This window comes from Microbulbifer sp. ABE4_465, assembly GCF_056160765.1.
Genome location: NZ_JBSWXV010000006.1, coordinates 93,261 through 110,430 on the forward strand (window position 1 = coordinate 93,261; position 17,170 = coordinate 110,430).

A 17,170-nucleotide genomic window follows, 5' to 3' on the forward strand; every position below is an offset into this window, starting at 1 on the left:
TAGTTGGAAGTACTTTATGAAGACAGGAGCGGTTGTTTTGAAGTGGACCACGGGATTGTTGGCTGGCTTGGGGCTGGTGCTTGGCGCCTGTGCCCAGGAGCAGGGGCACGATGAAAATGCCCAGGCCAAGACTTTTGTGGATTACATGGTGGCGGAGCACAACTTCAGCCGCGATGAGCTTCAGGGCCTGATGCGGGAAGCCAAACGCAAGGACTCCATTCTCAAGGCGATCAAGCGCCCGGCAGAAAAAGCCAAGCCCTGGTACGAGTACCGCAAGATTTTCATTACCGATACCCGTATCCGCGGTGGCGTGGACTTCTGGGATAAAAATGCCGAGGCCCTGAAAGCCGCGGAAGAAAAGTATGGTGTGCCACCGGAGCTGATTGTTGCGATTATCGGCGTAGAAACCCGTTACGGCGGCAACATGGGCAGTTACCGGGTGATTGATGCATTGTCGACCCTGGCATTCAATTATCCGCGCCGTTCCAAGTTCTTCACCAAGGAGCTGGAAAATTATCTGCTGCTGACCCGAGACGAAAAAATTGACCCTACCAGCCTTAAAGGTTCCTACGCCGGTGCCATGGGCTTCGGCCAGTTTATGCCGTCCAGCTACCGCCACTACGCGGTGGATTTTAACGGCGATGGGCGTGTGGATATCTGGGAAGATACCGAAGATGCCATTGGCAGTGTGGCGAACTACTTTGTAGAGCACGGCTGGAAGACCGGTGAACCGGTCACCGTGATTACCCAGCCGCTACCCAACGCGGACATGACCATCGTCAACGACGACCTCAAGCCAAACTGGACCGTGGGTGAAGTGGAGGCGAAGGGCTTTCCAACCACGGCGCAGGTCACCAAAGACATGCCGGCGAATGTGTTTTCACTGAAAACCGAAGATGGCGAACAGTTCTGGATCGGGCTGAATAATTTTTACACTATCACCCGCTATAACCACAGCCGCCTGTATGCCATGGCGGTGTACGAACTGGGCCAGGAGATTATCAAGGCGCGGGGCGGCCGGTCCTGAACCGGCCCTGCAGTTCGGCAAATTTAATACATAACGAAATAGAGCGATAAAACGCAGTTGCGGGCGCAGTTTGTCCTGCACAGGGGGAAGTCATGATAAAACCACTACCCGGGTTGTCTGCCCGGTTTGGCGCCGCCTGTGCGCTCGTATTTCTGTCGGCCTGTAGCAACGTACCTCTCCGGGATACTGGCAGCGCCAAAGTCGAGCCGGATGAGGTCCCGTTCGATCAGGTGCGCGACAGTGGTCCGGCGGTACCGGTAGACATGCTGGCGACCCCCGAAGTGACTCCGGTACGTGAGCCCATCGGTGTTGCCGGCAATAAATCCCCCTATGTGGTGAATGGGGTGAGGTATCGTGTGCGCGAGGACGTAAAAGGTTACCGCGAGCGCGGCCACGCCTCCTGGTACGGTACCAAATTCCACGGCCGCAAGACCGCCAATGGCGAGGTGTACAACATGTACGCCATGTCCGCCGCCCATAAAACCCTGCCGCTACCCAGTTACGCCAAGGTCACCAATCTGGATAACGGCCGCAGCATCATCGTACGCGTCAACGACCGCGGCCCGTTTGTACCGGGCCGTATCATCGACCTCAGTTACACCGCTGCGCAGAAGCTCGGTTATATCAACAAAGGTGTGGCTCGGGTCGAAGTCGAAGCCCTGGATCCTGCGAGTTTGCCAAGTGCGATTGAAACCCTGGCGGTGGAAAAAGATGCCGCTGCGCGCAAGGGTTTACCGCAAGACGCCAGCTTCAAACTGCCCGATAACACCTACCTGCAGGTGGGTGCCTACAGCTCCTCCAGTCAGGCAGAAGAGATTCGAGCGCAGCTTGCCGCTGCATTCGGCTATCCTGTAACCGTCAGCCCGGTAAACCGGGGCGGGAAAATGCTCTATCGGGTCAGAATCGGGCCCATCGAGCAGCAACGCGCACTGGCTGCATTGAGGGAATCTGTCGAAGAGAAAAACTTCGGCCAGCCTCAGGTTGTAGTGGATTAACCGTTACACTCGCCCCGTTTTTTGCCCGGCCGGAGCCGGGCGTATGACACACATCGATTGCAAGGAATAAAGAGAGACCCATGTTCAAACGCTTATTTGCCTGTCTGCTCCTGATTGTCAGCGCCAGCGTGGCCCAGGCCGATAAACCCCTGATCCCCGCGCCCCCGCAACTGGCGGCGACCGCCTACATCCTGATCGATGCCCACACCGGCCAGGTACTGGTAGAGCACGACGCCGACAAACAGATTCCCCCGGCCAGTCTTACCAAGATGATGACCAGCTACATCGTCTCCGAAGAGCTGGAAAAGGGCACTATCAAAGAGCAGGACTCGGTCAACATCTCCGAGAAAGCCTGGCGCAAGGGCGGCTCGAAAATGTTCGTGAAAGTGGGTGACAAAGTACCGGTCATCGACCTGCTGCGTGGCGTTATCGTCCAGTCCGGAAACGATGCCAGTATTGCGCTGGCCGAATACGTCTCCGGCAGCGAAGAAGTCTTCGCCGAAGTCATGAATCAGCAGGCCCAATTGCTCGGTATGAATGACACCCACTTCGTGAACGCCACCGGCTGGCCTGCTGACGGGCACCTCACCACCGCCCGCGATCTTAGCAAGCTGGCACGCGCACTGATCCAGGATCATCCCAGCCACTACGCTCTGTACTCTGAAAAATATTTCCGCTTCAACGGTATCAACCAGCCCAACCGCAACCGCCTGTTGTGGCGTGACCCCGCGGTAGATGGCATCAAAACCGGTCACACCGAAGAGGCCGGCTTCTGTCTCGTCGCCTCCGCTGTCAAACGCGGTATGCGCCTTGTTTCCGTGGTTGTTGGCACCGACAGTGACGAAAAGCGCGCAGCGGAAACACAGAAACTTCTCGCTTATGGCTTCCGCTACTTCCAGACCCACAAAGTCTACGGCAATAACGACGTGCTGCAGACCGAGCGTGTATGGGGCGGTAAAACCGACACTGTAGGCGTCGCGGTATCCCGCGATGTGTTCGTCACCATCCCCCGTGGCGGTGAAGAAAACATCAAGGCCGACCTTATCATCGACGGCGAACTCAAAGCGCCTCTCGCCAAAGGGCAGCAGGTGGGTAAAGTCGTGGTCAATTTGGATGGTGAAACCGTTGCCGACGTAGCGGCCGTGGTTGCTGAGGATGTGGAAGAGGCGGGCTTCTTCAAGCGTCTTTGGGATTCCATCAAGCGCTTTGTGATGGGTTTCTTTCAGTAAACCTAAAGCTCGATATATTGCATTGTCAGATGCGAAGGCACTGATAGCGGGTAAACCCTTCTGAGACCGTCTGTGGCCTGGATGGCCACAGCCGAGCCCCCAGGGATGGGTCTACGGCGTGTCTCAGAAGGGTTTACCCGTTAGCAGTGCCGCCACTTGACCTAGTCCTTCCTGGAAAAGCAGTTACTTCTGCAATCTTTCCTCCCTGTCCAGTGCCCCGTCGGCACTGTATAATCGCCGCCCGGCCGCAACTCTCGCCGGACAAGTGACCGGCAATCCCACTTCTGACCTGCGGCCCAGTGAGAGTGGTATGACCCAGGATTCAGAGCAGCAGCCTCCCAAAATCGAGTTTCCCTGTGAAGACTACATGGTCAAAGTCGTGCGCGACTCCGATGACCAGGTAAAGGACTTCGTACTCGAAGTAATGCGTCGCCACGCCCCCGAGCTGGACGAAAGCAAGCTGACGCACAAGCCCAGTCGCAATGGCAAATTTACCTCCGTGACCTTCTACATCGTCGCCACCGGCGAAGATCAGCTGAAGGCACTGACCGACGAACTCACCGCCCACCCGGGCGTATACATGGTGATTTGATGGCCGCTCCAGAACCGGCTGTCGCCAACCCGGTCATTTGTAACCTTGGCCGCCGCGATTACGAAACCGTATGGCGCGCCATGGCCCACTACACCGACAACCGCGGCAACGACGCCGTGGACCAGATCTGGTGCGTCGAACACCCCCCCGTATTCACCCAGGGCCAGGCCGGCAAAGCCGAACACCTGCTGAATACCGGCGATATACCTGTAGTGCAGGTAGACCGGGGTGGACAGGTTACCTACCACGGTCCAGGCCAGCTAGTGGTGTATCCGCTGCTGGACCTGCGCCGCAGCAAAATTGGCGTGCGCGATCTGGTCACCGCCCTTGAAGAGGCCACCGTCGCCATGCTCGCCGAATTCGGCATTGCCGCCGCACCGCGCCCCGATGCGCCCGGGGTGTATTTGACCGAAGGCCCGCGTGCCGGCAACAAAATCGCCTCCATCGGATTGCGGGTCCGCCGGGGATGCAGCTTCCACGGAATTGCCATCAACATCGATATGGATTTGGGGCCCTTTCTGCGCATCAACCCCTGTGGTTATGCCGGCATGCAAATGGTACAGATGGCAGAGATCATCCAGCCCACCCCGCAGTGGGCAGCCGTAGCAAAAAGCTTTGTGGCGGCACTACAGCGCAAGCTGCAACTGCCGGAAGCCGAATGGCAACCGGTGGACGAGCAACTATTTGACGAGAAGCTATTTGAGGTAGCCGCAAACACGCGGGCTGCCGAATCAGGAACCAACAATGTCTGAACGATTCGACGCTGACCAGTCTGAAATCAAAGCGACTACGGTCAATCCCGGTAAGAGTGAAGGGGTTGATAGTAAGCCCGAGATCACCCCGGTAAAGCGCACCCGCCGCCTGCAGCAGGGCGAAAAGCTTCGCGATGGTGACAAGGTAGAGCGTATCCCGGTAAAGGTGATTGCCAGTGATCAGACCCTGCGCAAGCCGGACTGGATCCGCGTAAAAGTACCTTCGGTAAAAGCGTCGAAGGAAGTGGATCGCATCAAGAGTATCCTGCGCTCACAGAAGCTCGCTACCGTGTGTGAAGAAGCCAGCTGCCCCAACCTGGGTGAGTGCTTTAGTGGCGGTACCGCCACCTTTATGATCATGGGCGAAATCTGTACCCGCCGATGTCCCTTCTGCGATGTGGGCCACGGCAAACCGAATCCGCTGGACCCCAACGAGCCGCAGCACCTGGCCGAAGCCATTGCCGCTATGAGCCTGCGCTACGTCGTGATTACCTCCGTTGACCGCGACGACCTGCGTGACGGTGGTGCCGGGCACTTTGCCGAATGCATCAAGCGTTCCCGAGAGCTATCTCCGAACCTGCAAGTGGAGATCCTGACCCCGGACTTCCGCGGGCGTATGGATATCGCGCTGGACATTCTGGAAGCGGACGCCCCGGATGTATTCAACCACAACCTCGAAACCGTGCCGCGCCTGTATCGCGAGTCTCGCCCGGGTGCCAACTACAAGTGGTCCCTGAAATTGCTGCAGGAATATAAAAAGCGTCGCCCGGACGTGCTGACCAAGTCCGGCCTGATGGTTGGCCTCGGCGAAGCCAAGGAAGAGATTTTCGAAGTGATGGACGATATGCGGGCACATGACATCGACATGCTCACCATTGGTCAGTATCTGCAGCCGAGTAAAGAGCACCTTCCGGTACAGCGTTACGTGCACCCGGATGAATTTGAAGAATACCGCGTGTATGCCGAGAAAATTGGCTTTAAACACGCGGCCTGCGGGCCGATGGTACGCTCGTCTTACCATGCAGATAAGCAGGCGCACGGTGAAGTCGTCAGCTGATTATGTGCGCTGCCTGAAAAATCCCGGCCCGGTGCCGGGATTTTTTTTGCCCATTTTTTACTGTGACATCTCCCTCGTTTTACTTCCGCTACAGTTCATGCTGTCGTTTCAGAAAAATTAATTATTTCTCAACTGTAGAAAAATGGCCTGAAAGTCATCTTTTTATGGGGTTCTTTTTCTTTTTCCACACGTTGCATCAGAGCGTCTCGAATGAGCACGCACTAAGAAAATATTATTGAAAATACAGTGTTTCGCCGCTTTTTATCGGGGAATTGGTATCTATCAATTTTTAACCGATCGATGATCGGTGGTGAATCAGTTACAACGACCGGAGAGAAAAATGGAAGCAAGTGTTTCGGGTAAACGACCCTTTCAGCGGCAATCGCTGTACCGGGCCTGCGCCAGGGCCGGGCTGGCCTTCTGGCTGGCCTCGTCGTCGGCTGCGTTGATGGCGGCGGAAGCGGAAATGCGGATTGTCAGTGATTGGGGCGGAGGATTCCAGGGGGAGATTCTTGTCGTCAACGACGGCAGTGAGCCGCTTAGCGACTGGTCTGTATCATTCAACATGGATGTGGATATCAACAACCTGTGGAATGGTGTACTCACGTCGCAGAGTGCCAGCCAATACGTAGTGGGGGCCGCTTCGTACAACAGTACCATCGCACCCGGCGGTGAAGTGATCATAGGTTTTATTGCCAACCCCGGCGGCCAGGCGCCCGTGCCGGTGGTTGTGGATGGAAATGGTGGTGGTTCTTCCTCGGGCGGCTCGTCCAGTTCATCCAGCTCCTCTGGTGGTTCAAGCTCCGGCAGTGGTTCCTCCAGCTCGTCTAGTTCCTCCAGTTCTTCCGGTGGTTCCAGCTCAGGCAGCGGCTCGTCCAGCTCTTCCAGCTCCTCCGGCGGCAGTTCCGGTGGTGAGCCCACGGCAGGTCGTTTCCGTGTGGATACAACCGGTAATATCACCAAAAACGGTGAAGTCATTCCGGTAAATTGCGGTTCCTGGTTTGGTCTGGAAGGGCGCCATGAGCCATCCGATGCGGAAGTGAACCCCAGCGGTGCGCCCATGGAGCTTTACGTGGGCAACACCTTCTGGGCCAACGGCAGTGCGGGCACCGGTCGTACCATTCAGCAGACCATGAGTGAGATCACCGCAATGGGAGTGAACGTGGTGCGCTTCCCGGTGGTACCGCAAACACTTGACCCGAATGATCCACAGGCCAGCGGCGACGTGCTGAAAAACCACGAATCCGTACGTGTCCCCAATGCGCGCCAGGCGATGGAAGAATTTATTATCGCCGCAGATCAGAACAACATTGAAGTCATGCTCGATGTGCATTCCTGCTCCAACTATGTGGGCTGGCGTGCGGGTCGCCTGGATGCCCGTCCTCCCTACGTGGATGCGGATCGGGATATGTACGATTACCCGCGGGAAGACAGCTCTTGTGCCGCCACCGGCAACCCGGATTCGGTCACCAATGTGCAGGCGTATAACCGCGACATCTGGCTGGACAACCTGCGCGAGCTGGCTGGCCTTGAAGAAGCGCTGGGTGTGGATAACATCATCGGGATCGATATCTACAACGAGCCCTGGGACTACACCTGGGAAGAGTGGAAAAGCCTGACCGAAGATGCGTTTGCCGCTATCGACGAAGTCAGCCCGCATATGCTGTTGTTTGTGCAGGGTATTTCCGCCACCGCTGGTAATCAGGACGGTACTCCGGACACTATTGTTCAGGTGCCGCACGGCAACGAGCTGACCAACCCGAACTGGGGGGAAAACCTGTTTGAAGCCGGTGACAACCCGCCGGATATCCCCAAAGACCGCCTGGTATGGTCTCCGCACACCTACGGTCCGTCTGTATTTGTGCAGAAAGGCTTTATGGACGCGGTGTCGCAGCCTGAATGTGAAGGTCTGGAGGGAGATGCTGCCGGTGATGCCGACTGTAATATCGTGATTGATGAAGAATTGTTGCGCGCCGGTTGGGACGAGCACTTCGGCTATCTGCGTGAAATGGGTTATGCCATGGTGGTTGGTGAGTTCGGCGGCAACCTGGACTGGCCAGCGAAAGCCGCTCTGCGTGATCAGGCGCGCTGGGATCATATCCAGCCCGGCGTGGTCGATGCTCAGTGGCAGGACATTTTTGTCGATTACATGGTCGAGAAAAATATCCAGGGCTGCTACTGGTCCATCAACCCGGAATCCGGTGACACCGGTGGTTGGTACGGTCACGCCTACGACCCGCAAAGCAATACCGCCGGCTGGGGAGAGTGGCTGGAGTTTGATCAGCGCAAAACCAACCTGCTTGAGCGCCTGTGGAGTAATACGCCCGAGTAGTAAGCTCCGCTAATTGCTCGACGTGATACCACAAGGCTGGCAGATATGAATCTGCCAGCCTTTTTTGCTCGTGAAACGGATTAAACTCGGCCAAGTCCGCTCAGGGACGAACACACTCGAATACTCGAAGGTATGTTGCGGTCAATGGGCGTAGGTCAGGCAATTGACCGAGTCGCCACTGTAGCCGAGTTCTATCTGGTCTGCGCCACATTCGAAATCGACGTTGTGACTACACCCGGTGACCTTGCACGCGCCAACACCGGCATTGCGCTCGCGCTTGGTATGATGGCTGTTGCTGAAATAGGTATCACAGTCCGGATGGGTGCCGTCACCAATGGTAATAGCGCGGGCGTGGCAGGCGGCATCTGTGTTGTAGGCACACTCTATGGCGGTACAGCTGGATACTTCGGGCATATCGGTGGCGATGATCATGGCGCGATACTCTTTAATAATTGTCGAAGGGCCAAACTTCCCCTGTAAGCCTAGTTCAGTGGTACAGGGTGTCAATTCTGAAGACAGGGAAGGGGGGGAGCGGTCTCGGAGTAGAGGAAGGGCAGGGTGTGACTATTTTGGAGGGCGCAGTCGCGTATCGGGCTTCGGGTTTGGCGGAGAAATCGAAACGAAATCAATGACAAAACTGTTTTTCTCCGGGTAGAGTGTTGCGTCAGATAAGTAAAATAATTACGGAGTTGCGCGATGAGCTTTTCCAACCGGCGCCAGGCCTCCTTGTACTGGCGAGAGAACCTTCGTCTGATGTTCTGTTTGCTCGCGGTCTGGTTCGCAGTGTCATTTGGCTGCGGTATTCTGTTTGTAGACGAACTGAACCAGTTCCGTATGGGCGGTTTCAAGCTCGGTTTCTGGTTTGCCCAGCAGGGCGCCATTTATGTATTCCTGGTGCTGATTTTCATTTACGTCTACAAGATGAATCAGCTGGATAAAAAGTACGGCGTCTACGAAGACGACGAGCCAGCAGCGGGATCCGGGAAAGAGCCCTGTGCAGATGGCTCGGCGGCTGATGCACATCAGCTGCAGGGAGGTCACTGAGCCGTGGACGTACAGAGTCTCACCTTCCTGATTGTCGGAGCCACCTTCGTACTCTATATCGGCATCGCCTTCTGGGCCCGTGCCGGCTCCACTACCGACTTTTACGTCGCCGGCGGCGGCGTACACCCGGTGGCCAATGGCATGGCCACGGCGGCCGACTGGATGTCGGCGGCCTCGTTTATTTCCATGGCCGGCCTGATTTCCTTTATGGGTTACGACGGTGCGGTATACCTGCTGGGCTGGACCGGCGGCTACGTGCTGCTGGCACTGTGCCTCGCGCCTTACCTGCGCAAGTTCGGCAAATTCACCGTGCCGGATTTTATCGGCGACCGCTACTATTCCCAGGCGGCACGTACGGTGGCCGTGATCTGTGCCATCTTCGTGTGCTTTACCTACGTGGCCGGGCAGATGCGCGGTGTGGGTGTGGTCTTCTCCCGCTTCCTGGAAGTGGATATCGCCACCGGTGTTGTGATCGGTATGGGGGTAGTGTTCTTCTACGCGGTACTCGGCGGCATGAAGGGCATTACCTATACCCAGGTGGCCCAGTACTGTGTACTGATTTTTGCCTACATGGTGCCGGCAATCTTTATTTCCATCATGATGACCGGCCACGTGCTGCCGCAGACCGGTTTCGGTGGCATGTTGTCGGACGGTACCTATCTGCTGGATAAACTCGACGGGCTCTCTGCAGAACTCGGGTTTGCGGAATACACCTCGGGGACCAAAAGTACCGTCGATGTATTCTTTATTACCGCCGCGCTGATGGTGGGTACCGCGGGTCTGCCCCACGTGATTGTGCGCTTCTTCACCGTGCCGAAGGTACGCGACGCGCGTAAATCGGCTGGCTGGGCACTGTTGTTTATTGCCCTGCTGTACACCACCGCACCGGCCATTGCCTCGTTCGCCCGCGTTAACATGATCGACACCATCAACGGTCCTGACGGCAAGGGTACCGCCCACGCCGAAGCGCCGAGCTGGATTTCCAACTGGGAAGAAACCGGTCTGATCAAATGGGAAGACAAGAACGGCGATGGCAACATGTTCTACTCCGGTGATGAGCGCAACGAGATGAGCGTGGACCGCGACATCATGGTGCTGGCGAACCCGGAAATTGCCAATCTGCCGGCCTGGGTGATTGCCCTGGTGGCTGCCGGTGGCGTGGCCGCGGCGCTGTCCACGTCTGCCGGTCTGTTACTGGTTATCTCCACCTCGATTTCCCATGACCTGTTGAAGCGCAATCTGATGCCGAATATCAGCGAGAAAAAGGAGTTGCTCTACGCCCGAGGTGCGGCGGCGGTGGCCATCTGTATTGCCGGCTACCTCGGGATCAACCCACCGGGCTTTGTGGCGCAGGTGGTCGCCTTTGCCTTCGGGCTTGCGGCGTCGTCCTTTTTCCCGGCGATCATTATGGGGATCTTCTCCAGGCGGATGAACAAGGAAGGCGCTATCGCCGGTATGGTCTCCGGCATTCTATTTACCGCGGTCTATATCTGTTACTTCAAGTTCATCAACCCGGCGGCCAACACCCCGGACAACTGGTGGTTTGGTATCTCCCCGGAGGGCATCGGTACCCTGGGTATGATCATCAATTTTGCAGTGGCGATTGCGGTGGCGAAGGTGACCCGTGAGGCCCCGAAAGATGTGCAGGAGATGGTCGAGAGTATTCGCTTCCCTCAGGGGGCAGGACAGGCCAGTGCACACTGAATTTGAATTCAGATGAATATATAACCAATAAAAAAGCGAGCTTCGGCTCGCTTTTTGTATTTTGCACTCAGTTCTGCGAGCTCCACCCCATCAATACCAGCTGCTCGTCACCTCCCGGCAGGGTAATTGGTCCTTCCTTTTGGAGGCCAAGTTTTTCGAGAAGGTGAATGGACTTGCGGTTGTCGGGAGACGCGATCGCGACAATACGCTTTAGTCCCAATTGCGTCTTGCCCCAATCCATCACCGCAGAGGCGGCTTCCAGTGCAAACCCGTGGCCGCGATGTTGCGGGAGGAAGGCAAAGCCGATATCCACATCGTCGAGCCCATTGCGGCGTAGCAATCCCGCCTGACCGATTGGTGTTCCATCTTTCAACTCCACAAGGTACATGCCAAAACCGTGACTCTGGTACATGGCGATGGGGCCTCTCAACAGATAATCGCGTGCGTCATCCAGAGTGCGCACACCGCGGTCGCCGATAAAGCGGTGAAATTCAGGGTCATTGAGCAGCGTGAGGGTGAAGCGGGCATCGTCGTCGCTATTGGTGAGCTCTCGAAGATGTAGGCGGTTTGTGTGTAACAGGGGCATGACCGGATCACTCCTTAGTTGATCCGGTCATTGTAGCGGCAATGGTGCAAGTGATTTAGCGCAGAGAATGAAGGAACTGCAGGTGCCGTTCGTATTGAGAGAGAATGTCGGTTAGCAACTGATCGCTGGTCCAGCCCATCACGTCGTAATCCTGGCCGCCCTCGCTCAGGTGTACCTCGGCCCGGAAGTAGATATCCGGCGAGCCGTCGTCGTGGTTGTCATCCAGCACCGTGTCCGGATTATTGGCATTGGGTTTCAAGTGGGCCTTGGGGTAGATACTGTAGAGGAAGTCTACTTCGTCGCCCTGGTAGACTGTGAGGTGAATCACGGCGTTCTCATCTTCAGTGACTTCGGCAACAAATCCATTTTTCTGCATTTGTGCGGAAAATTTGCGCAGCGCCGGCTCGGCAATCTCGCGAATGTAGTCGTGGACTTCTTGCAGCGAAGGCAGTTGTACCAGATTGCGCAGGCGGCGTTCCCAGGACACCGGGTTGCTCGCACTGATGGGGGCGACCGGCGCAGATTGCGCATCCTTTTTTGCGGAATCCATGCGCAGTGCCTTCACCAGCCCGTAGATCGCCACCAATAAAATAATAGAAAAAGGCAGTGCGCTGGCGATGGCTGCGGTTTGCAGTGATGCCAGGCCGCCCGCGAGAAGCAGTGCGATGGCGACGACCCCGATAATTGCAGACCAGAATATTCGCTGCCACGCAGGGGTATCATCGCGCCCGTGGGAAGACAGCATGTTCATTACCATGGCTCCGGAGTCTGCGGAGGTGATAAAGAAGATCACTACAAGAATTATGGCGAGACCCGAAAGCACCTGGGAGAAGGGGAATTGTTCCAGAAACTGGAATAGTGCCAGCGACTGGTCTTTTTGAATCATATCCGCGAGAGACTGTAGGCCGTCGTCCCGTATAAATTTGATCGCAGAGTTGCCAAACACGGTCAGCCAGATGATGGTGATCAGCGTTGGCATCAGCAACGTGCCCACGGCGAATTCACGAATGGTGCGGCCCCGGGAAATGCGCGCAATAAACAGCCCCACAAAGGGTGACCAGCTCAGGCACCAGCCCCAGTAGAAAATGGTCCAGCCGCCGATCCAGTCTGTAGGTGCGTAGGCGTATAGATTAAAGGTGCGGTTGACAAGGACGGACAGGTAGCTGCCGAGATTTTGCACAAACGCCTGGAATAGAAAGACGGTGCTGCCGAGAACCAGAATAGTCAGGCACAGTAGCGCTGCCAGCCCCATATTCAGCTGTGAAAGTCGTTTGATCCCTGCGTCCAGCCCTACAACTACAGAGACGGTGGCGAGTGACGTGGTAACAACGATCAGGATTACCTGGGAGATCTCACCCACGGGAACGCCAAACAGGTGGTTCAGCCCCGAGTTCATTTGCAATACGCCGAACCCGAGGGTAGTGGCCACACCGCACACGGTACTCACGATGGCAAAGACATCGATGGCATGCCCGATAGGTCCGTGAATACGCTCCCCGATCATCGGGTAGAGTGCCGAGCGCAGGGTGAGAGGAAGATTGTGGCGATAGCTGAAGTAGCCGAGGATCAGTGCGACACCGGCAAAGATCGCCCACACATGGAAACCCCAGTGAAAGATACTCAGGATCATCGCCTCGCGGGCGGCGCTGATGGTACCGGGTTCTGCATCCGGTGGGTTCATGTAGTGCATCACCGGCTCGGCGACACCGAAAAACAACAGGCCGATGCCGATACCGGCGGAGAACAGCATTGCCAGCCAGGACCAGAAACCGTATTCGGGTTTTTCGTGCTCCGCCCCGAGCTTGATATCCCCAAGTCGCGACATACTGATGATTACGACGGTCACCAAAAGGACCGCAACGATCAGCACGTAATACCATCCCATATAAGTGACAATGGCATTCTGCATACTCTGGAAGCGGCTGGTGGCATCCTCTGGGAAAAACACCGCATAAGCCACCAGTAACAGCAATAAACCGGTGGCGGTGTAAAAAACCGGTGGATCAAATTTCGCTTTGCCGTCTTCCGTCGTACGCAATTGCATTGGTTTGACTCGGTCGGGAAATGTCGGGGTGAAAATCTCTCAATTTGGACGCTATCAGCGCAGGGTATGGAGAAACTGCAGGTGCCGCTCATACTGGGAAACGATATCGGTGAGCAGCTGATCTTTGGTCCAGCCCATGACATCATAATCCTGACCACCTTCATACAGGTGGACTTCTGCGCGGAAGTAGGTGTCTGGTGAGCCATCATCGTAATCGTCGGCCAGTTCCTTGTCGGGCTGACTGGCATCGGGCTTGAGTGTCGCCTTGGGGTAAATACCGTAAATAAACCCGGTCTCATCCCCCTGGCAGACCGTTAGCTGGATCCACTGATTGTGTTTCTCAGTAACTTTAGTGTCATAGCCGTTCTTGCGCATTTCTTCGGCGAATTCTTCCAGAGCGGGTTTGCCAACCTCCCGAATATATTCGTGCACCTCGGCCAGAGAGGGCAGTTTAAGCGCATTTTTCAATCGCCGTTGCCACACTACCGGGTTTCTCGCGCTGATCGGCGCAACGATGGCGGATTGGGAGGTGCGTTTGACCGTGTCTGTGCGCAGTGCCTTGACCAGTCCGTACATCGCACACAACAGAATTGCGGAAAATGGTAGTGCACTGGCGATTACCGCCGTCTGCAGTGAACCTAAACCTCCCGCGAGAAGCAATGCGATAGCGACCACGCCAATCAGCGCACACCAGAAGATCCGCTGCCAGAGCGGTGTATCGTCTCTTCCGTGGGAAGAGAGCATGTTGACCACCAGAGCTCCGGAGTCGGCGGAGGTGACGAAAAATACGATCACCATAATCACCGCGACAAAGGAGAACACGGCTGAAAAAGGAAACTGCTCCAGGAACTGGAAAAGCGCTACCGACTGGTCTTGCGCGACAATTTCTCCCAGCTGCGTCAAACCCTGGTCGAGAATCATATGGATGGCGGAATTTCCGAAAAAGGTCATCCATAACATGGTCACCAGCGCCGGTACCAGCATGGCGCCAATCACAAATTCTCGAATGGTCCTACCGCGGGAAATGCGCGCGATAAACAGCCCCACAAACGGCGACCAGGACATCCACCAGCCCCAATAGAGAATCGTCCAGCCACCGAGCCAGTCGGTGGGTTCGTAGGCAAACAGATTAAATGTTTTACTGACGATCTCGGATACGTAACTTCCGAAGTTCTGCACGAACGCCTGCAGCAGGTATACCGTACTGCCCAACAGCAGCACCATGATCAGAAGTATGGCGGCGAGAGTCATATTGAGCTGCGAAAGGCGTTTGATCCCCGCATCCAGGCCGAGAACAACCGAGATCGTGGCGAGAATAGTGGTCACCACGATCAGTACGACCTGTACCGACTCCCCTACCGGTAGCCCGAACAAATGGTTGAGTCCGGAGTTGATCTGCAATACGCCGTATCCGAGAGTTGTGGCGACGCCGCAGACGGTACCGACAATGGCGAATACATCCACCGCGTGTCCAATGGGCCCGTAAATACGCTCACCGATAAGTGGATAGAGCGCGGAGCGCAGAGTGAGAGGAAGTTTGTGGCGATAGCTGAAATAGGCGAGTATCAGTGCCACGATTGCGTAGATGGCCCAGGCGTGAAAACCCCAGTGAAAAAAGGTCAGTACCATGGCCTCACGAGCGGCGAACACGGTGCCAGTTTCACCCACCGGTGGTTGCAGGTAATGCATGACCGGCTCTGCAACCCCGAAGAACAGAAGGCCAATCCCCATACCGGCGGAAAACAGCATGGCAAACCAGGAAGTAAAGTCGTAATCTGGTTCCGCGTGTTCTGGCCCCATCTTTATTTCGCCGAAGCGGGACATGGCAATGATGATGGTGCCGATCAGAATGACTGCCACGGTCAAGACGTAGTACCAGCTCATATGCGCTACGATCCACGTCTGCATGGTTTTGAATGCAGACGTCGCGTGGTCGGGAGCGAGAACGGCATAGGCGACCATCAGCAGTAGTACCGCGGTAGCCGAGTAAAATACCGGTGGATTGAAATGGGCCGGTTGTTTACTACTGTCGATAGTGTCAGGCATTCCCGAATCCCTAAAATAGACTACCCCGACGCAGAGGTATAATTTTGCGCCGTTTGCTCACAGCATAGACGAAAGTTAGTCTTATAAACACAGCTCATAATATTGTCGGTTGATATGTGGAAAATTTCTCAAAGTGTCGAAATCCCCCTGGAAGAGGTCGAAATGCACGCGATGCGATCGGGTGGCGCTGGCGGTCAGAACGTCAACAAGGTATCCACGGCGATCCATCTTCGTTTTGACATACACGCTTCCAGCCTGCCCCCGGTAGTAAAGGAGCGCCTGCTCGGCTTGCGCGATCAGCGTATTACCGCCGATGGCGTAGTGGTCATTAAGGGGCAGCGATTCCGTACCCAGGAAAAAAACCGGGCGGACGTGCTGGAGCGGCTGGGCGAGCTGATTGCCAGTGTTGCGAAAACTCCCAAGAAGCGGGTCGCAACCAAGCCCACCCGTGGCTCCAAAGAACGGCGTTTGCAAAGCAAGTCCCAGCGAAGCCAGATCAAATCTCTGCGTGGAAAAATTTCCGATCACTGATCGACAAAGCACCAAGAAGGAGAATGCATGTCCACCCGATACAACGCGCGCGACCTGAAACAGTTTGCCAGCGACCTTTTTGCCTCGACGGGCCTCGATCGCGCACGGGCCGATGTGATGGCGGAAACTTTTTTACAAGCGGACCTGATGGGTTTTACCACTCATGGCTTGCACCGGGTGGCGAGCAACCTCAATTGGCTGGAAAGTGGCGCTTCACGCATGCAGGGTGATCCCCATGTGTTGTCGGATCGCGGAAATACGTTTAATTGGGACGCCGACTTTCTGCCCGGTCCCTGGATAGTCAATCAGGCCATTGATCAGGCGTTGGCTCGGGTTCGAGAACACGGCGTTGCGACCGCGACCCTTCGCCGCAGCCAGCATATTGCCTGTCTGGCCGCTTACCTACCTAAAATTGTCGAGCGCAATTGCGTGGGGATCCTCACCTGTTCTACTCCGGCGGAAGAGACCGTTTCCCCTCAGGGTTGTAAAACTCCGCTGTTTTCCGCCAACCCCATCGCTTTTTGCGCGCCGGCGGCCGATTATCCCCTGTTGTTTGATATCAGTATGTCGGTCACTGCCGGTGGCTATGTAGCGCGTGCGGAGCGTGAAGGTAAACAGTTGCCGGAGAAATACCTGAAAGACCGCGAGGGCAATCTCTCCGATGACCCGGCAGCGTTTACCAATGGTGGCAGTATTCTGCCCGTGGGTGGTGCGGACCACGGATACAAAGGCGCGGCGCTGTCCGCCATGTTGGAAATTCTCACCATGGGTCTTGGTGGCTACGGTCGTGCCGATGATGTGGCCGGGGATGATGAAGCCAATTCTGTTTTCCTGCAGATCATCGACCCCAAAGCGTTTGGCAGTGAGCAGAATTTTCTTCGCCAGACGGCGGCTCTTACCTACTTGTGGGAATCCTGTGAGACGGACGACGGCGGAGCTGCACGGGTGCCCGGCAAGCGGGCCTGGGAGCTGCGGCGCGACCAGATGGCACAGGGCGTCTCCCTTTATCCCACTATTGAAGAAGATTTACACAAGCTCGCCCGGAACTACGGCATTCCCATGCCAGCAGCCATAGGTGATTGAAAACCATTTTCAATTCCATCACCCGTGAAGCACGGTACCGGATTAGTCGGTAACCTACTGTTCATTGACCGGTCATTTTAGTGGCACCTTAGTGTCATTTTGCCCCCGTATTGTGCAGTCAACTACACGGCGGGACCACGAGATCCCG

15 protein-coding genes are annotated in these 17,170 nt (G+C 56.1%); 11 read left to right on the forward strand and 4 right to left on the reverse strand.

Going from position 1 to position 17,170, the window contains the following annotated elements:
- The first annotated feature begins 37 nt into the window (after positions 1 to 37).
- The 7 genes from mltB (at position 38) to ACXAG1_RS11630 (ending at position 7,984) form a co-directional block, all read left to right on the forward strand.
- Positions 38 to 1,027: a lytic murein transglycosylase B gene (mltB, locus tag ACXAG1_RS11600; RefSeq protein ID WP_475092206.1), complete on the forward strand. Its 990-nt coding sequence runs from the start codon at positions 38 to 40 to the stop codon at positions 1,025 to 1,027.
- A gap of 92 nt (positions 1,028 to 1,119) precedes the next feature.
- The gene (locus ACXAG1_RS11605) at positions 1,120 to 2,022 is read left to right on the forward strand and encodes a septal ring lytic transglycosylase RlpA family protein (protein WP_475092207.1); all 903 of its coding nucleotides are present in this window, start codon (positions 1,120 to 1,122) and stop codon (positions 2,020 to 2,022) included.
- A gap of 80 nt (positions 2,023 to 2,102) precedes the next feature.
- Positions 2,103 to 3,251: a D-alanyl-D-alanine carboxypeptidase family protein gene (locus ACXAG1_RS11610; RefSeq protein WP_475092208.1), complete on the forward strand. Its 1,149-nt coding sequence runs from the start codon at positions 2,103 to 2,105 to the stop codon at positions 3,249 to 3,251.
- A 310-nt stretch (positions 3,252 to 3,561) separates the two neighbouring features.
- Positions 3,562 to 3,843: a YbeD family protein gene (locus ACXAG1_RS11615; protein WP_475092209.1), complete on the forward strand. Its 282-nt coding sequence runs from the start codon at positions 3,562 to 3,564 to the stop codon at positions 3,841 to 3,843.
- Positions 3,843 to 4,595, forward strand: coding sequence for a lipoyl(octanoyl) transferase LipB (gene lipB, locus ACXAG1_RS11620; RefSeq protein WP_475119778.1), 753 nt, complete (start codon positions 3,843 to 3,845; stop codon positions 4,593 to 4,595). The genes ACXAG1_RS11615 and lipB overlap by 1 nt, the downstream gene beginning before the upstream one ends.
- A complete protein-coding gene (gene lipA / locus ACXAG1_RS11625; protein ID WP_475119779.1) occupies positions 4,588 to 5,652 on the forward strand; it encodes a lipoyl synthase in 1,065 nt (354 codons plus the stop codon). Before lipB ends, lipA begins: the two co-directional genes overlap by 8 nt.
- 340 nt (positions 5,653 to 5,992) lie before the next feature.
- Positions 5,993 to 7,984, forward strand: coding sequence for a cellulase family glycosylhydrolase (locus tag ACXAG1_RS11630; protein WP_475119780.1), 1,992 nt, complete (start codon positions 5,993 to 5,995; stop codon positions 7,982 to 7,984).
- Positions 7,985 to 8,125: 141 nt separating this feature from the next.
- Here the strand turns inward: ACXAG1_RS11630 and ACXAG1_RS11635 are convergent, their stop codons facing one another.
- Positions 8,126 to 8,416, reverse strand: coding sequence for a DUF1540 domain-containing protein (locus tag ACXAG1_RS11635; protein ID WP_475092214.1), 291 nt, complete (start codon positions 8,414 to 8,416; stop codon positions 8,126 to 8,128).
- A 264-nt stretch (positions 8,417 to 8,680) separates the two neighbouring features.
- On the opposite strand from ACXAG1_RS11635, the gene ACXAG1_RS11640 reads away from it, so the two are divergent.
- Both ACXAG1_RS11640 and ACXAG1_RS11645 read left to right on the forward strand, forming a co-directional pair.
- The gene (locus tag ACXAG1_RS11640; RefSeq protein WP_475092215.1) at positions 8,681 to 9,028 is read left to right on the forward strand and encodes a DUF4212 domain-containing protein; all 348 of its coding nucleotides are present in this window, start codon (positions 8,681 to 8,683) and stop codon (positions 9,026 to 9,028) included.
- 3 nt (positions 9,029 to 9,031) lie between these two features.
- Positions 9,032 to 10,732, forward strand: coding sequence for a sodium:solute symporter family protein (locus ACXAG1_RS11645; protein WP_475119781.1), 1,701 nt, complete (start codon positions 9,032 to 9,034; stop codon positions 10,730 to 10,732).
- A gap of 67 nt (positions 10,733 to 10,799) precedes the next feature.
- On the opposite strand, the gene ACXAG1_RS11650 is transcribed toward ACXAG1_RS11645, so the two are convergent.
- From ACXAG1_RS11650 to ACXAG1_RS11660, 3 genes are read right to left on the reverse strand one after another with little or no spacing between them, the layout of a single operon-like run.
- Entirely contained in the window at positions 10,800 to 11,318 is a 519-nt protein-coding gene (locus ACXAG1_RS11650; RefSeq protein WP_475092217.1) for a GNAT family N-acetyltransferase, read from the reverse strand.
- A 55-nt stretch (positions 11,319 to 11,373) separates the two neighbouring features.
- The gene (locus ACXAG1_RS11655) at positions 11,374 to 13,362 is read right to left on the reverse strand and encodes a BCCT family transporter (RefSeq protein WP_475092218.1); all 1,989 of its coding nucleotides are present in this window, start codon (positions 13,360 to 13,362) and stop codon (positions 11,374 to 11,376) included.
- A 54-nt stretch (positions 13,363 to 13,416) separates the two neighbouring features.
- Positions 13,417 to 15,408 carry a BCCT family transporter gene (locus ACXAG1_RS11660; protein WP_475092219.1) on the reverse strand — a complete coding sequence of 664 codons (1,992 nt, stop codon included), beginning with the start codon at positions 15,406 to 15,408 and terminating at the stop codon, positions 13,417 to 13,419.
- 114 nt (positions 15,409 to 15,522) lie between these two features.
- Between ACXAG1_RS11660 and arfB the strand changes: the two genes are divergently transcribed.
- Together arfB and ACXAG1_RS11670 are read left to right on the forward strand one after the other, a co-directional pair.
- On the forward strand, positions 15,523 to 15,939 hold the full coding sequence (arfB, locus tag ACXAG1_RS11665; protein ID WP_475092220.1) for an alternative ribosome rescue aminoacyl-tRNA hydrolase ArfB: 417 nt from the start codon (positions 15,523 to 15,525) through the stop codon (positions 15,937 to 15,939).
- A gap of 27 nt (positions 15,940 to 15,966) precedes the next feature.
- Positions 15,967 to 17,022 (forward strand): Ldh family oxidoreductase, encoded by a 1,056-nt coding sequence (locus ACXAG1_RS11670; protein WP_475092221.1) that lies wholly within the window; start codon positions 15,967 to 15,969, stop codon positions 17,020 to 17,022.
- The last annotated feature ends 148 nt before the right edge of the window (positions 17,023 to 17,170 follow it).

Coding starts and splice junctions, on each gene's coding strand:
- ACXAG1_RS11610 (WP_475092208.1), top strand. CDS start 2,103: ATGTTCAAACGCTTATTTGCCTGTCTGCTCCTGATTGTCAGCGCCAGC.
- ACXAG1_RS11660 (WP_475092219.1), bottom strand. CDS start 15,408: ATGCCTGACACTATCGACAGTAGTAAACAACCGGCCCATTTCAATCCA.
- lipA (WP_475119779.1), top strand. CDS start 4,588: ATGTCTGAACGATTCGACGCTGACCAGTCTGAAATCAAAGCGACTACG.
- arfB (WP_475092220.1), top strand. CDS start 15,523: ATGTGGAAAATTTCTCAAAGTGTCGAAATCCCCCTGGAAGAGGTCGAA.
- ACXAG1_RS11630 (WP_475119780.1), top strand. CDS start 5,993: ATGGAAGCAAGTGTTTCGGGTAAACGACCCTTTCAGCGGCAATCGCTG.
- ACXAG1_RS11635 (WP_475092214.1), bottom strand. CDS start 8,416: ATGATCATCGCCACCGATATGCCCGAAGTATCCAGCTGTACCGCCATA.
- ACXAG1_RS11655 (WP_475092218.1), bottom strand. CDS start 13,362: ATGCAATTGCGTACGACGGAAGACGGCAAAGCGAAATTTGATCCACCG.
- ACXAG1_RS11670 (WP_475092221.1), top strand. CDS start 15,967: ATGTCCACCCGATACAACGCGCGCGACCTGAAACAGTTTGCCAGCGAC.
- ACXAG1_RS11650 (WP_475092217.1), bottom strand. CDS start 11,318: ATGCCCCTGTTACACACAAACCGCCTACATCTTCGAGAGCTCACCAAT.
- ACXAG1_RS11605 (WP_475092207.1), top strand. CDS start 1,120: ATGATAAAACCACTACCCGGGTTGTCTGCCCGGTTTGGCGCCGCCTGT.
- lipB (WP_475119778.1), top strand. CDS start 3,843: ATGGCCGCTCCAGAACCGGCTGTCGCCAACCCGGTCATTTGTAACCTT.
- ACXAG1_RS11640 (WP_475092215.1), top strand. CDS start 8,681: ATGAGCTTTTCCAACCGGCGCCAGGCCTCCTTGTACTGGCGAGAGAAC.
- ACXAG1_RS11615 (WP_475092209.1), top strand. CDS start 3,562: ATGACCCAGGATTCAGAGCAGCAGCCTCCCAAAATCGAGTTTCCCTGT.